The sequence below is a fragment of the Streptomyces sp. NPDC058646 genome (assembly GCF_042716875.1).
GTDB lineage: Bacteria > Actinomycetota > Actinomycetes > Streptomycetales > Streptomycetaceae > Streptomyces.
This window is the reverse complement of sequence record NZ_JBHXRK010000042.1, coordinates 1-13,769: the sequence shown is the minus strand read 5'-3', so window position 1 is coordinate 13,769 and position 13,769 is coordinate 1. Positions and strand designations below refer to the sequence as shown.

12 protein-coding genes are annotated in these 13,769 nt (G+C 74.0%); 5 read left to right on the top strand and 7 right to left on the bottom strand.

Annotated features, from left to right (window positions below):
• Window positions 1–10: 10 nt before the first annotated feature.
• Both ACFWUZ_RS33440 and ACFWUZ_RS33435 read left to right on the top strand, forming a co-directional pair.
• Window positions 11–481 (top strand): DUF742 domain-containing protein, encoded by a 471-nt coding sequence (locus ACFWUZ_RS33440; RefSeq protein ID WP_384381425.1) that lies wholly within the window; start codon window positions 11–13, stop codon window positions 479–481.
• A complete protein-coding gene (locus tag ACFWUZ_RS33435) occupies window positions 462–1,088 on the top strand; it encodes an ATP/GTP-binding protein (RefSeq protein WP_384381423.1) in 627 nt (208 codons plus the stop codon). Before ACFWUZ_RS33440 ends, ACFWUZ_RS33435 begins: the two co-directional genes overlap by 20 nt.
• A 181-nt stretch (window positions 1,089–1,269) precedes the next feature.
• Here the strand turns inward: ACFWUZ_RS33435 and ACFWUZ_RS33430 are convergent, their stop codons facing one another.
• The 4 genes from ACFWUZ_RS33430 to ACFWUZ_RS33415 form a co-directional block, all read right to left on the bottom strand.
• Window positions 1,270–2,460, bottom strand: a complete 1,191-nt coding sequence (locus ACFWUZ_RS33430; RefSeq protein WP_384381421.1) for a lipid-transfer protein — start codon at window positions 2,458–2,460, stop codon at window positions 1,270–1,272.
• On the bottom strand, window positions 2,457–2,921 hold the full coding sequence (locus tag ACFWUZ_RS33425; protein WP_384381419.1) for a Zn-ribbon domain-containing OB-fold protein: 465 nt from the start codon (window positions 2,919–2,921) through the stop codon (window positions 2,457–2,459). The genes ACFWUZ_RS33430 and ACFWUZ_RS33425 overlap by 4 nt, the downstream gene beginning before the upstream one ends.
• A gap of 61 nt (window positions 2,922–2,982) precedes the next feature.
• Window positions 2,983–3,321: an Mpo1-like protein gene (locus ACFWUZ_RS33420; protein WP_384381417.1), complete on the bottom strand. Its 339-nt coding sequence runs from the start codon at window positions 3,319–3,321 to the stop codon at window positions 2,983–2,985.
• 13 nt (window positions 3,322–3,334) lie between these two features.
• Window positions 3,335–4,042, bottom strand: a complete 708-nt coding sequence (locus tag ACFWUZ_RS33415; protein WP_384381415.1) for a M15 family metallopeptidase — start codon at window positions 4,040–4,042, stop codon at window positions 3,335–3,337.
• Between the two features lie 11 nt (window positions 4,043–4,053).
• Here ACFWUZ_RS33415 and ACFWUZ_RS33410 point away from each other — a divergent pair, with 11 nt between their 5' ends.
• Window positions 4,054–4,569: an NUDIX domain-containing protein gene (locus ACFWUZ_RS33410; RefSeq protein WP_384381413.1), complete on the top strand. Its 516-nt coding sequence runs from the start codon at window positions 4,054–4,056 to the stop codon at window positions 4,567–4,569.
• Window positions 4,570–5,394: 825 nt separating this feature from the next.
• Here the strand turns inward: ACFWUZ_RS33410 and ACFWUZ_RS33405 are convergent.
• Window positions 5,395–7,767 (bottom strand): glycoside hydrolase family 31 protein, encoded by a 2,373-nt coding sequence (locus ACFWUZ_RS33405; RefSeq protein WP_384381411.1) that lies wholly within the window; start codon window positions 7,765–7,767, stop codon window positions 5,395–5,397.
• Between the two features lie 242 nt (window positions 7,768–8,009).
• Between ACFWUZ_RS33405 and ACFWUZ_RS33400 the strand changes: the two genes are divergently transcribed.
• On the top strand, window positions 8,010–9,986 hold the full coding sequence (locus ACFWUZ_RS33400) for an acetoacetate--CoA ligase (protein WP_384381409.1): 1,977 nt from the start codon (window positions 8,010–8,012) through the stop codon (window positions 9,984–9,986).
• Window positions 9,987–10,060: 74 nt separating this feature from the next.
• The gene (locus ACFWUZ_RS33395) at window positions 10,061–11,053 is read left to right on the top strand and encodes a hypothetical protein (RefSeq protein ID WP_384381407.1); all 993 of its coding nucleotides are present in this window, start codon (window positions 10,061–10,063) and stop codon (window positions 11,051–11,053) included.
• A gap of 65 nt (window positions 11,054–11,118) precedes the next feature.
• On the opposite strand, the gene ptsP is transcribed toward ACFWUZ_RS33395, so the two are convergent.
• A complete protein-coding gene (ptsP, locus tag ACFWUZ_RS33390) occupies window positions 11,119–12,789 on the bottom strand; it encodes a phosphoenolpyruvate--protein phosphotransferase (RefSeq protein ID WP_384381405.1) in 1,671 nt (556 codons plus the stop codon).
• A gap of 75 nt (window positions 12,790–12,864) precedes the next feature.
• Window positions 12,865–13,314: a PTS glucose transporter subunit IIA gene (locus ACFWUZ_RS33385; RefSeq protein WP_384381403.1), complete on the bottom strand. Its 450-nt coding sequence runs from the start codon at window positions 13,312–13,314 to the stop codon at window positions 12,865–12,867.
• Window positions 13,315–13,769 lie beyond the last annotated feature (455 nt).

The window sequence follows — 13,769 nt, the reverse complement described above, 5'->3', positions numbered from 1 at the left end:
GACGCACGGCATGAGCGAATCCGGCCAGGACCACCCCACCGGCACCCCCACCGGCTTCCCCTCCGACGCCCGGGCCGGTACACCGGCCGAGGCACAGGGCTACGACCACCCCCACTGGTTCGACGACGACGCGGGACCCGTGGTGCGTCCGTACGCGATGACCCGCGGCCGGACCAGCCACGCGGGCCAGCACCGGCTCGACCTGATCGCGCTCGTCGTCGCCGAACCGGCGGCCGACGACCCGGTCTGGGACATGACCCTGTCCCCGGAACACGCCCGCATCCTCGGACTGTGCCGGGAGCGGCCGCAGTCGGTCGCGGAGCTGGCGGCGGACCTCGACCTCGCGGTCGGGGTCGTCCGGGTCCTGATCGGTGATCTGCTCGACGACGAACTGGTCCATGTGACCCGGCCGGTACCTCCGGCCGAACTCCCCGATGAATCCATTCTGCGTGAGGTGATCGATGGCCTTCGGGCGCTCTAGCCGCACCGGCGCGATGCATGCCGTGTCGCCGGTCGAGCCGCTGACCCTGAAGATCCTGGTCGCGGGCGGCTTCGGGGTGGGCAAGACCACCCTGGTCAGTGCGGTGAGTGAGATCAGACCGCTGCGGACCGAGGAACAGCTCTCGGAACCGGGCGTCGGCATCGACGACACCGGGGGAGTGGAGGGCAAGAGCACCACGACCGTGGCCATGGACTTCGGGCGCATCACGCTCCGCGAGGACCTCGTGCTGTACCTGTTCGGCACGCCCGGGCAGGACCGCTTCTGGTTCCTGTGGGACGAGCTGGCCCAGGGCTCGCTCGGCGCCGTGGTCCTCGCCGACACCCGCAGGCTCGCGGACTGCTTCGCCGCCATCGACTACTTCGAGCGCCGCGAACTGCCCTTCGTGGTCGCCGTCAACTGCTTCGACGGCGCGGACCGGCACCCGGTGGTGACCGTACGGGAGGCGCTCGACCTCGACCCCGAGGTTCCTGTGCTCCTGTGCGACGCCCGGGACCGGGAGTCCGTGAAGGACGTCCTGGTCGGGGTCGTGGAACACGCGATGACGCTGGCCCGCGCTCGGCGCCGGAGCCTGACGCCGGGGGCCTGACGCAGGTCCCGCGCGGGACGTGCCGCCGGGCCCGACATGGAGGCGGCCCGTACCCCCGCCGACTGGGGTACGGGCCGCGGCTCTCATGGGGGGACAAGGGGTCCCGGTCGCGGCTCGGGACTGTGGAGCGAGTGTGAACCCGCCGGCGGGGGTCGTCAAGCATCCCGACAGCACGCGCTGTTCAGCGCACGGCGACGACCGCCGAGCCGTGCCCGAACAGCCCCTGGTTGGCCGTGATCCCGGCCCGCGCCCCGGCCACCTGCCGGGCCCCGGCCGTACCCCGCAGCTGCCAGGTCAGCTCGCACACCTGGGCGATGGCCTGCGCCGGCACCGCCTCCCCGAAGGAGGCGAGTCCGCCGCTGGTGTTGACGGGGATCCGGCCGCCGAGGGCCGTCGCCCCCTCCCGTACGAGCTTGGCGCCCTCGCCCTGACCGCACAGGCCGAGGTCCTCGTACCACTCCAGCTCCAGAGCCGTGGAGAGGTCGTAGACCTCGGCGAGCGAGAGGTCGTCCGGCCCGAGCCCGGCCTCCTCGTAGGCCGCGCGGGCGATCGAGGAGCGGAACGAGCCGGGCGCCGGGCGGACCGCGACCGTGGAATCCGTGGCGATGTCGGGCAGGTCCAGGACGGTCCGCGGAAAGGTCGGCGTCACCGTGGACACGGCCCGGATCCGCACCGGATCGGCGACCCCGCGGGAGCGCGCGAAGTCCATGCTGCTCAGCACCAGGGCCGCACCGCCGTCGGAGGTGGCGCAGATGTCCAGCAGCCGCAGCGGATCGGCGACGACGGCCGAGGCGGCGACCTCGTCCGCGGTCACCGCCTTGCGGTAGCGGGCGTTCGGGTTGAGCGCCCCGGCCGCCGCATTCTTCACCTTGACCTGCGCGAAGTCCTCCGGGGTGTCCCCGTGCACGGCCATCCGGCGGCGCGCGTACAGCGCGAAGTACGCCGGGTTGGTGGCTCCCAGCACACGGAAGCGCAACCAGTCCGGGTCGTCCGGCCGATCGCCCCCGGCGGGTGCGAAGAAGCCTTTGGGCGCGGCGTCCGCCCCCACCACGAGCACCACGTCGGCCAGCCCGGCCAGGAGCTGCGCCCGCGCCGTCCCGATCGCCTGCGCTCCCGAGGCGCAGGCCGCGTACACGCTGGTCACCCGCGCTCCCTGCCAGCCGAGGGCGCGGGCGAACGTCGCCCCGGCCACGTAGCCCGGGTAGCCGCCCCGCACGGTGTCGGCGCCGACGACGGACTGCACGTCCGTCCAGTCCAGCCCGGCGTCGGCCAGCGCCGCCCGCGCGGCGGCCCGACCGTACTCGACGAAACTGCGGCCCCACTTGCCCCAGGGGTGCATCCCGGCGCCGAGGACGGCGACGTCGGCGCTCACGACGCGGCTCCCTCGGTGATCACCGGGCGGAACCGCCAGGTGGTCCAGGTGGTGCCGGCGTCCTCGTCGAGTACGCCGCCCTCCACCTCGACCTCCGTCCCGACCGGCAGATCGGCCACCGTCACCCCGGGCGCCGCCTGCCCGAGGACGACCATCCCCTCGGCCTCCAGTTCCACCGCGACCAGGGTGTACGGCTCCCAGGGGGCGTCCGGGTCGGAGACGTACGGGGCGGGCGGCCGGTACCGCCCGTCGGTGCAGGACCAGACCCGCCCGCGCGGGGACAGCGGCACCTCGGCGAGTCCGCCGCCGCCCGCGCAGTGCGGATTGCGGCAGTACGCGTCCTCGCGCGGGAAGTACACGGTGGTGCAGGCGGAACACCGGGTGCCGAGCAACCGGAAGCCGCCGTCCGGTCCGTGCTCGGTGAACCAGCCGTCCACGACGGGTGTGCGTGTGCGTGCCAAGACCCCTCCCCTGCCGAATCTGACGCATCGTCAGGAGTCTGCCACGGCAGGCCCGGCCGGGTCACCGGTTCTCGGCAAGCCACTTCTGGGCGATCTCGGCCAGCTCCGCGTCCCGGCCCGACAGCATCATCCGGATCATCTGCGCGTCCCCGCGCAGCGACCACCCCGGATTCCCGAAGGTCGCCGGGTTGTTCCCCTCGATCAGGAAGTGCGCCGGCCACGCGGTCCCGTACCCGATGAGGGGGAGCGCGGCGAGGTAGCGCTTGCGGCCGCGGGCCAGCCCGTACGCCGTCACGGCGAGGCCGGTGAGGGTCCCGGTGAGGTGGACCCACCGGGTGGCGGCGCGGGAGTGCATCGCGACGTAGTAGGGCCAGAATTCCTCGTACGAACTGAAGGTCATACGGGCACGGTACTCACGGCCGGACGGCGGCGACAGCGACCGGAAAATCGAAATGCGTGTCCGGGAACGCCTCCGGCCGCAAGGTGAAGTGCCACCATTCCTCGGGCAGGTTGACGAACCCCTGCTCACCGAGGGCGCGCTCCAGCAGCTGCCGGTTGGCCCGCGCCGCGGCCCCGATCCGGGGATCGCCGGTGTGCGACAGCGGATCGAAGTAGTCGAAGGGCGTCCCCATGTCGACCTCGCCGCCCGACAGCTCCTCCAGCGTCACGTCGACCGTGCTCCCGCGGCTGTGCCCGGACCTCTCCGCGATGTACCCCTCCGGAATCAGCCGGTCCCGCTCCACGTGCGGATAGAACTCGGCCTTCGCCCGCGCGTCCCCGGGGCCGTCGGAGCCCCGGGCCCACCGCACGAAGTGGTCGACCGCCCGCTGGGGCCGGTAGCAGTCGTACACCCGGAGCACGTACCCCCGCCGCAGCAGCCCCCGCTGCGCCCGCCGCAGCGCCTCCGCCGCGGGACGGCTCAGCAGGCAGACCGGCTCCTCGTACCCGTCGACCACCCCGCCGGTGAAGTTCCGCGCACCGGCGTACCGCATGTCCTGGCGGATGCTCGGATCCACCTCGCGCAACGCGGCGAACCCCGGCGGCGCCGCCCCTCCGGCCGGCACCGCCATCAATCCCGCGACCAACCCCGCAACAGCCTTCGCCCACATGCCCCTTGGCATACCATCGCCGGATGCTGGAACAGCTGAAGGACTCGCACGCGCACTGCTCCACCTGCGGAGCGCCGCACGGCTCGGCGGCATGGCCCCGCACCTGCACCGCGTGCGGCGCCACCGCCTACCGCAACCCGCTGCCCGTCGCCGTCACCCTCCTCCCCGTCGAGGACGAGCACGGCACCGGCCTCGTGGTCATCACGCGCACCATCGAACCGGCCCTGGGCGGGGTCGCCCTGCCCGGCGGCTTCATCGACTTCGGCGAGGACTGGCGCGAGGCCGTCGTCCGCGAACTCCGCGAGGAGACCGGCATCACCGCCGAGGCCCGGGAGGTCGCCCTCGCCGACGCCCTGAGCTCCCCGGCGGGCCACCTGCTGCTCTTCGGCCTCCTCCCGCCCCGCCCGGTCGCCGCCCTCCCCGCCTCGACGGCGACGGACGAGACCACGGGCTGGCACGTCCTGCGGTCCCCGGCCGAACTGGCCTTCCCCCTCCACACCCGCGCAGCCGCCAACTGGTTCGCCGGCACCTACACCTGACCCCCGCCCGCCCCGGCACCCAGGGCCGCGCCGTCCCCGCCACGGCGCCGGACCGGCCGCGCCGGACGTCCCGCTCCGGACGTTGCGCCGAACCGGCCGCGCCGGATCGCCGGCGCCGGACGGTCCATGGCTGACCGGCCGCTCCCGCCCGACCGCGCCGGCCGGGCCGGTCGACCCGTGGCTGACCGGCCGCCGCCGGACGGACCGCGCGGGACCATCGGCGGCGGACGATCTGCGCCCCGGACCCGCCGCCCGTGGCGAACCGGCGGTACCGGACCGGCCGTGCCCGGCGCTCCGCCACGGACCGGCCGTGCGGGACCGATCGTGCGGGTCGACCCGTGGCGGACCGGCGGCGCCGAACGCGATCCGCGGCGGACCGGCGGCGCCGAACGCGATCCGCGGCGGACCGGCTGCGCCGCCCCTGCCGCGCCGGGCGCGGACTCCGTCCGGTGCCCGCTCCGCCCCGGCGGCCGGGGCCGAGCCACCTCCGGCACCAGCCCCGGCGCCCGGTGGCGGGCCGCCCGCCTCGCGTCCCGCGGCGTGCCGGCAGGCTCGGCGCTGCCAGACCCACCGTGTCCTGCTCGGGCACCGCCCCGCTCCGGCACCGCCAGGTCCGCCGAGTCCCGCCCCCGCGCCGCCGAGCCCCGGGCTGCCCCGCTCCGGCTCCGCCCCGCTCCGGCTCCGCCCCGCCCCGGTGCCGCCCCCGCGCCGTCAAGCCCCCGCCCCGCCCGGCTCCCGCGCCGTCAAGCCCCCGCGCCGTCAAGCCCCTGCGCCGTCAAGCCCCCGCGCCGCCAAGCCCCCGCGCCGCCCGGCTCCCGCGTCCCGTCAGAGGCCCCGTACGACGGCGTCGTCCACCGGGTTCCCCGACTCGTCCTCCACCACCACCGCGTCCCCGTGCCACCGCACCACGTACCGCTCCACCTCGCCGGGTTCGAAGCCCGGGCCCGGGTCGCGGATCACCACCCCGCCCCCCGTGCGGCCCCGCGCCGGGGCCCAGGCCTCCAGGGTCACCGGGCCGGGCCCGGTTCCGTCGCGGCCGCCCGGAGCGGACCGTACCGGCAGGACCGAGCCCGCCCGGGCCAGCACCGGGATGCGGCCCGGCGGGGCGTCCAGCAGGATCTGGCCGGGACCCTCGTACGCCACCCCCGTCGCGGTGTCGTACCACCGCCCCCGCGGCAGCCGCACCGCCCGCCGGTCCGCCCCGCACTCCATCACCGGCGCCACCAGCAGCGCGTCCCCCAGCAGGAACGCGTCCTCGCAGTCCCGCAGTCCCCGCTCCTCCGGCGCCCCCCACCACAACGGCCGCACGTACGGGGCCCCGGTCCGCCGGGCCAGATGGGCCAGCGTCACGAAGTACGGCCGCAGCCGCTCGCGCTCCGCCATCACCGCCCGCGCGTGCCCCTCCACCTCCGGCCCGAACGCCCACGGCTCCCGCCGCCCGGCCCAGATCGCCGAATGCGTCCGGAACAACGGCAGGTAAGCCCCCAGCTGCAGCCACCTCAGGTACAGCTCGCCCGAAGGCGACCCGCCGAAGCCCCCCACGTCCGGCCCCGAGTACGGCACCCCGCACAGCCCCAGCCCCATGACCAGCGCCAGCGAAGCCCGCAGCCCCTCCCAGCTGCTCTCCACGTCGCCCGACCAACTGCCCCCGTACCGCTGCATCCCCGCCCACCCCGACCGCGAGAACAGGAACGGCCGCTCGGCGGGCCGCAGCCGCAGCAGCCCCTCCCAGCCCGCGCGCGCCATCGTGAGCGCGTACACGTTGTGCCCCTCCCGGTGGTCCCCGCCCGCGCCGTCCATCGCGTGCCGCGCCGACCGCGGCAGCGAGGCGTCCCCGAACGGCGCGAAGGACACCGGCTCGTTCATGTCGTGCCAGAACCCCGCGAAGCCCCGCGCGAGCCGCTCCTCGTACAGCCCGCCCCACCACTCCCGCACCGCCGGATCCGTGAAGTCCGGATACGCGCACGTTCCGGGCCACACCTCACCGCGCACCTCCACGCCCCGCGCGTCCCGTACGAAGGCCCCCGCCGCCCCCACCCCCAGCCCCGCCGCGTGCACCGGGTCCCCGGCCTTCACCGCCGGATCGACGATGGACACCAGCCGCACCCCCGCCCCGCCCAACTCCCGCGCCAGCCCCGCAAGATCCGGGAACCGCTCCTCGTCCACCGTGAACACCCGGTGGCCGTCGTAGTGGTCGATGTCCAGGTGCACCGCCGACAGCGCGAACCCCCGCTCCGCATAGCCCCCGACCACCCGCCGCACCTCCTCGGCGCTGCCGAACCCCCACCGCGCGTGCTGGTACCCCAGGGCCCACTCCGGCGGCACCGCCGCGGCGCCGGTCAGCCCCGACCAGCCCTGGAGCACCCGCGCCGGCGTCCCCGTCAGCACCCAGCACCGGAGCGGCCCGCCCTCCATCCGCAGCTCGCTCGACCCCGGCCGGTCCGCCCCCGAGCCCGCACCCTCCTCGCCCTCCCGGAGCGTCACCCGCCCGTCCCAGGAGTTGTCGTGGAACACCAGGTGCGTCCCCGCGTCCGCCACCACCAGCTGCACCGGCATCGTCACGTACAGCGGATCGTCCCCCGGCCCGAAACCCCCCTTGGGGTCCGTGTTCCACAGCCGGTACACCCCGTCCCGCAGCCGCGGCCCCGCCGCCCGCCCGCCCAGCCCGAAGAACCGTGCGTCCGCCGGCACCTCGCTCCGCTGCAGCCACCGCGCCCCCACCCCCGCGGCGCGGTCCACCGGCTCCCACCAGCGGGGCGGCAGCTCCCGCCGCAGCACCGTCCCGCCCGGGGTCCGCACCTCCACGGCGCCGTGCCGGGACACCGCCACCGTCACCCGCTCCGACACCACCCGCCAGCCCCCGTCGGTGTCCGGCTCCAGCACGGCCCGCGGATCCGGCTCCGGCCCGCCACCCGCCACCGCGTACGAAGGCGTCGCGCCGGCCCCGTCCCAGCTCCAGAACACCGCACCGCCCACGGCGACCCGTACCAGCAGCTCCGAGCGGGCGAACCGCAGCACGCCCCCGCCGGGCCGCGGCTCGGTCCCGCTCAGCAGTCCCGGCACCCGCGCCCGCTCCGCGCCCCGGCGCGGGAGCCCCACCGCATCCGCGCGCCGGTGGCGCCAGGCCGACCACCAGGCCCGCCGCCCGCGCTCCGTACCGATGTCCTTGACCGCACGCACCAGATCACGACCGTCCATGGAGATCACCCTGCCACCGGGCCCGGCCGAAGGGGCTGCGTTCAACTGCCGTTCACCCGCAGGCGATCACCGGTGGCCGGTGTCCGCCCCCGTGCCGTCCGCCCCGCGAGCGGCGAAGACGACTCTGGTGCGGATGTCGATCACGTGGCATCGTCCCTGTGAGCCGCCGTGCACCCACCCGCCGCGCGATGGCACCGTACGCACACGAAGCGCGAGCCACAGACCTGACCGGGAGCCGACCCATGACCTCAGCCACGCAGCCGGAACCCCTCTGGGCCCCGGGCCCCGACCGGATCGCCGCGGCCCGGATCACCGCCTTCCAGGCCTGGGCCGCCGACCGGTACGGAGCCCCCGCGGACGGCGGGTACCCCGCCCTCCACAGCTGGTCCGTCGACGAGCTCGACACCTTCTGGCAGGCCGTCGCCGACTGGTTCGACGTCCGGTTCACCACCCCGTACGAAGCCGTCCTCGCCGACCGGTCCATGCCCGGCGCACGCTGGTTCACCGGCGCCACCCTCAACTACGCCGAGCACGCCCTGCGCGCCGCGGAGGACCCGGCCCGCGCCGGGGACCCCGCCCTGCTCCACGTCGACGAGACCCACGAGCCCACCCCCGTCACCTGGGCCGACCTCCGCCGCCAGGTCGGCTCCCTCGCCGCCGAACTGCGCGCCCTCGGCGTCCGCCCCGGCGACCGGGTCAGCGGCTACCTCCCGAACATCCCCGAAGCCGTCGTCGCCCTGCTCGCGACCGCCGCCGTCGGCGGCGTCTGGACCTCCTGCGCCCCCGACTTCGGCGCCCGCAGCGTCCTGGACCGCTTCCAGCAGGTCGAACCGGTGATCCTCTTCGCCGTCGACGGCTACCGCTACGGAGGCAAGGAGCACGACCGCCGCGACACCGTCGCCGAACTCCGCGCCGACCTGCCCTCCCTGCGCGCCGTCGTCCACATCCCCCTCCTCGGTACGCCCGCCCCCGAGTCCACCCTGACCTGGGCGGACCTGACCTCCGCCGACACCGAGCCCGTCTTCGAGGCGGTCCCCTTCGACCACCCCCTCTGGGTCCTCTACTCCTCCGGCACGACCGGCCTCCCCAAGGCCATCGTCCAGTCCCAGGGCGGCATCCTCCTCGAACACCTCAAGCAGCTCGGCCTGCACTGCGACCTGGGCCCGGAGGACCGGTTCTTCTGGTACACCTCCACCGGCTGGATGATGTGGAACTTCCTCGTCTCCGGGCTCCTCACCGGCACCACCGTCGTCCTCTACGACGGCAGCCCCGGCCACCCCGACACCGGCGCCCAGTGGCGCATCGCCGAGCGGACGGAGGCCACCCTGTACGGGACCTCCGCCGCCTACGTCATGGCCTGCCGCAAGGCCGAGGTGCACCCCGCCCGGGACTTCGACCTCTCCGCCGTGAAGTGCGTGGCCACCACCGGATCCCCGCTGCCGCCCGACGGCTTCCGCTGGCTCCACGACGAGGTCGCCCAGGACCTCTGGATCGCCTCCGTCAGCGGCGGCACCGACGTCTGCAGCTGCTTCGCCGGCGCCGTCCCCACCCTCCCCGTCCACATCGGGGAACTCCAGGCCCCCTGCCTCGGCACGGACCTCCAGTCCTGGGACCCCTCGGGCAAGCCGCTCGTCGGGGAGGTCGGCGAACTCGTCGTCACCAACCCCATGCCGTCCATGCCGATCCACTTCTGGAACGACCCCGACGGCAGCCGCTACCGCGACAGCTACTTCGAGATGTTCCCCGGCGTCTGGCGCCACGGGGACTGGATCACCCTCACCGACCACGGCTCGGTGGTCATCCACGGCCGTTCCGACTCCACACTGAACCGCCAGGGCGTCCGGATGGGCTCGGCCGACATCTACGAGGCCGTCGAACGCCTCCCGGAGATCAAGGAGTCGCTCGTCATCGGCCTGGAGGAAGCGAACGGCGGCTACTGGATGCCCCTCTTCGTCCACCTCGCCCCCGGCGCCACCCTGGACGACGACCTGCGCGCCCGCATCAAGGCGACCATCCGCGAGGAACTCTCCCCCCGCCACGTCCCCGACGAGATCATCGAGGTCCCCGGCATCCCGCACACCCTCACCGGCAAGCGCATCGAGGTCCCCGTCAAGCGCCTCCTCCAAGGCACACCGATGGCCAAGGCGGTCAACCCCGGCTCGGTCGACAACCTCGACCTCCTCCCCTTCTACGAGGAGCTGGCCCGTACCCGCCGCTGAGGACCGAGGTCACTGTCAGTGGCGATGGCTACGCTGAGTGAGCAAGTGATTGCGCTACTCAGGGGGAGCCAGCCATGCCACCGACGAACCACGCCGGCACGGGCCAGACCGGCCCGACCGGCCAGACGGACAAGAACAGCAAGACCGGCCAGAACAGCAAGAGCGGCAGGACCCGCCGGCCGAGCAGCAGCACCAGCAGGCGCCGTACGCTGCGCCGCGAAGTCCCCAGCACCGTCGGCCTCCTCGCCGACGCCGAGGACTTCGCGGCCATGTGCGGCTACCGCAGCTTCACCTTCGGCCACCCCAGCGACTACCCCGACTACCTCCACCACGTGGACGGCCTGCTCCGCTCCCTGGCGGCCCAGGGCATCCACACCACCGTCGCCCTCTTCGACCCCGTCGAGTACGCCGCGTACTGCACGGACCAGGGCCTGGACCCCGACACCGCCGAAACGCGCACACGCTTCACCGCGGAACTCGCCGGCACCGGCGCCGGCCTGCCCTACACGGGCCAGACGGTCGACGAGCTCGTCCCGCTCCTCGTCGACGAGGCCGTCCGGCAGGCCACCTGGGACTACGCCGGCACACTCCTGGCCCAGGTCGGAAGCTGCGCGGACTGCGGGGAGGACATCGGCCAGGCCTCCTTCGACCGCGCCGCCGACGCACTGAGGCGGCTGCTCGCCGGCGCCGGACCGGGCCACCACCACCTCGTCTGCAGCGTCCCGACCGAGACGGAACAGCTCGTCGCCGTCCTCCACGCGCAGACCTCCGCAGATCCGCAGGCCCTGCCCCGGCTCGAGGGCCGGGAGGGCCTCGGCTTCGTGACCGTGCTCGCCGCCGGACTCGCCCTCGGCGGCCCCGGCGGACTGGTCCTGCGGAGCAGCTCCGAAGGGCACGGGGACCGGGTCCACGGCTGGCGCCTGGACCGGGGCCGCCTCACCGCGCTCTCGGCGGCGGCCGTGTTCAACGCCTACTGCACGGACGCCGACACCGGAGAGCCCGTCGCCCCCGAACCGGGCGTGGAGTACTGCCCGGGTTACGAGGTGGACGAACCGGCCCCGCACTAGACGGGAACGGCCGAGGGGCCCTCGCCACCGGCGAAGGCCCCTCGGCCGGACGACGTGACCGCCGGCTACTCGCCGGACAGCACGGCCTGGGCGGCCACCCGGGCCTCCTCGGCCGTGTCCGCGGCACGCGCCGCGGCCGCCGCACGCTCGCACTGGGCCAGCGTGTGCTTCGCGAGCGTCGCCCGCACGTACGGAATCGACGCCGCACCCATCGACAGGGAGGTGACACCGAGACCGGTCAGCACACACGCCAGCAGCGGGTCGGAAGCCGCCTCGCCGCAGACGCCACAGCTCTTGCCCTCCGTCTTCGCGGCATCCGCCGACAGGGCGATCAGGTCGAGCAGCGCGGGCTGCCAGGGGTCCTGCAGGCGGGAGACGGCGCCGACCTGCCGGTCGGCGGCGAAGGCGTACTGCGCCAGGTCGTTGGTGCCCAGCGACAGGAACTCGACCTCCTGCAGGATCGAGCGCGCGCGGAGCGCGGCGGACGGGATCTCCACCATCGCGCCGAACTTCGCCCGCAGCCCGGCCTCACGGCAGGCGTCCGCGAAGGCCTTGGCGTCGATCCGGTCGGCCACCATCGGGGCCATGACCTCGAGGTAGACGGGCAGACCCTCGGCAGCCTTGGCCAGCGCGGTGAGCTGCGTGCGCAGCACCTCCGGGTGGTCGAGCAGGGCACGCAGACCCCGCACGCCCAGCGCCGGGTTCGGCTCGTCGGCCGGAGTCAGGAAGTCCAGCGGCTTGTCGGCGCCCGCGTCCAGGACCCGTACGACGACACGGCCCTCGGGGAAGGCCTCGAGCACCTTGCGGTAGGACTCGATCTGCTTCTCCTCGGAGGGAGCCTTCTTGCTGTCGTCCAGGAACAGGAATTCGGTGCGGAACAGTCCCACACCTTCCGCACCGGCCTCGACGGCGGCCGGCACATCGGCAGGGCCGCCGACGTTGGCCAGCAGCGGCACCTTGTGACCGTCGGAGGTGGCGCCCGGACCGGAGGAGGCGGCCAGCGCCGCCTTCCGCTCGGCTGCCGCGGCCGCCAGCTCCGCCCGCTTCTCCGCGGTCGGCTCCACGTACAGGTCACCCGTGCTGCCGTCGACCGCGATGACGGTCCCCTCGGCGATCTCACCGGCGCCGGGCAGCGCCACGATCGCCGGCACACCCAGCGCCCGCGCCAGGATCGCGCTGTGGCTGGTCGGCCCGCCTTCCTCGGTGACGAAGCCGAGCACGAGCGTCGGGTCCAGCAGCGCGGTGTCCGCGGGAGCGAGGTCCCGCGCGATCAGTACGTACGGCTCGTCGCTGTCCGGGACACCCGGCATCGGCACGCCCAGCAGGCGCGCCACGATGCGGTTCCGGACGTCGTCCAGGTCGGCCACCCGGCCCGCCATGTACTCACCGGCACCCGCCAGCAGATCGCGGTAGGAGGCGAACGCGTCGTACACCCCGCGCTCCGCGGTGCTGCCGACGGCGATCCGCCGGTCGACGTCCGCCATCAGTTCGGGGTCCGTGGCGATCATCGCCTGGGCCTCGAGCACGTGCTGGGCCTCGCCGCCGGCCAGCTGGCCGCGCGCGATCAGGTCGGCCGAAACAGCCTCCACGGCCTTGCGGGCGCGCCCCTGCTCACGCGCCGCCTCGTCCGCGGTGATCTGCTTGGCCGGCGGCTCCAGAACCGCCGTGCCCATGTGCCGCACCTCGCCGATCGCCACACCGTGGCTCACGCCGACGCCTCGCAGCGTTGTCTCCATTTCACCCGTCTCCGATTGAGCGGCGGACCGAAGCCGCCGCGGTGGATGTCCGACCCGCCCGTGCAGGCGGACGTGTCACTTCCAGTTGAAGAGAACGTCCCCGGCCTTCATGTCGCCGCTCTCGGCCACGTCGGAGAGGGACTCCGCGGAGGCCTCCAGCGCCACGACCGGGCAGATGGGGGACTTGCCCGCGGCCTCGACCGCGGCAGGGTTCCAGCGGATGACGACCTGGCCGCGCTGCACGGTGTCGCCCTTGTTCACGAGGAGCTCGAAGCCCTCGCCGTTCAGCTGCACGGTGTCGATCCCGAGGTGCGTGAGCACGCCGTGCCCGTCCCCGTCGACGACGACGTACGCGTGCGGGTGGAGGGAGACGACCACACCGTCGACGGGGGACACCGCCTCGAAGGAGTCACGCGCGGGATCGATGGCCGTGCCCGGTCCCACCATCGCGCCGGAGAACACCGGATCCGGCACTGCGGCGAGTCCGATGGCGCGCCCGGCAAGTGGGGACGTCACGCTGGTCATGGGGGCCTCCCAGGGGTGGGGCTTCGTCGTGTCGCCGTCACTGCCTGTTGCGAACGGCATACTCTTCAGAAGGATAAGTCACGGGTTGTACGGGTTCGTCCGATGTTGGTCCCGACTCGGACGGCCCTTCGGCACGGAGACTAGTGGACTAGACCGGTGGACTAGACCATACGCCTGATGCGATTTGCCTGGCCACTACCCGACCTGTACTGTCGTGACTCCCGCCGCGGCGCCTCGTGTGAACACCTCGCGAACAGTCGGTGGCCGGGACACCTCCTCTCCAGTACTGATCTTGATCCTTCCATTCTTTCCGCATGCCCATTCGGTAAACGGCAGAGTGGTCAGGGAGACGGAAAAGCACTGATAGAGTCGGACTCGCCGGAAAGGGAAACGCGAAAGCGGAAACCTGGAAAGCGAAACCCGCTTCGACCGGGAATCGGACACGAAAGAGTCTG

Coding starts and splice junctions, on each gene's coding strand:
- ACFWUZ_RS33415 (WP_384381415.1), bottom strand. CDS start 4,042: ATGCCAAGGGGCATGTGGGCGAAGGCTGTTGCGGGGTTGGTCGCGGGA.
- ACFWUZ_RS33420 (WP_384381417.1), bottom strand. CDS start 3,321: ATGACCTTCAGTTCGTACGAGGAATTCTGGCCCTACTACGTCGCGATG.
- ACFWUZ_RS33440 (WP_384381425.1), top strand. CDS start 11: ATGAGCGAATCCGGCCAGGACCACCCCACCGGCACCCCCACCGGCTTC.
- ACFWUZ_RS33385 (WP_384381403.1), bottom strand. CDS start 13,314: ATGACCAGCGTGACGTCCCCACTTGCCGGGCGCGCCATCGGACTCGCC.
- ACFWUZ_RS33405 (WP_384381411.1), bottom strand. CDS start 7,767: ATGGACGGTCGTGATCTGGTGCGTGCGGTCAAGGACATCGGTACGGAG.
- ACFWUZ_RS33395 (WP_384381407.1), top strand. CDS start 10,061: ATGCCACCGACGAACCACGCCGGCACGGGCCAGACCGGCCCGACCGGC.
- ACFWUZ_RS33400 (WP_384381409.1), top strand. CDS start 8,010: ATGACCTCAGCCACGCAGCCGGAACCCCTCTGGGCCCCGGGCCCCGAC.
- ACFWUZ_RS33435 (WP_384381423.1), top strand. CDS start 462: ATGGCCTTCGGGCGCTCTAGCCGCACCGGCGCGATGCATGCCGTGTCG.
- ACFWUZ_RS33410 (WP_384381413.1), top strand. CDS start 4,054: ATGCTGGAACAGCTGAAGGACTCGCACGCGCACTGCTCCACCTGCGGA.
- ptsP (WP_384381405.1), bottom strand. CDS start 12,789: ATGGAGACAACGCTGCGAGGCGTCGGCGTGAGCCACGGTGTGGCGATC.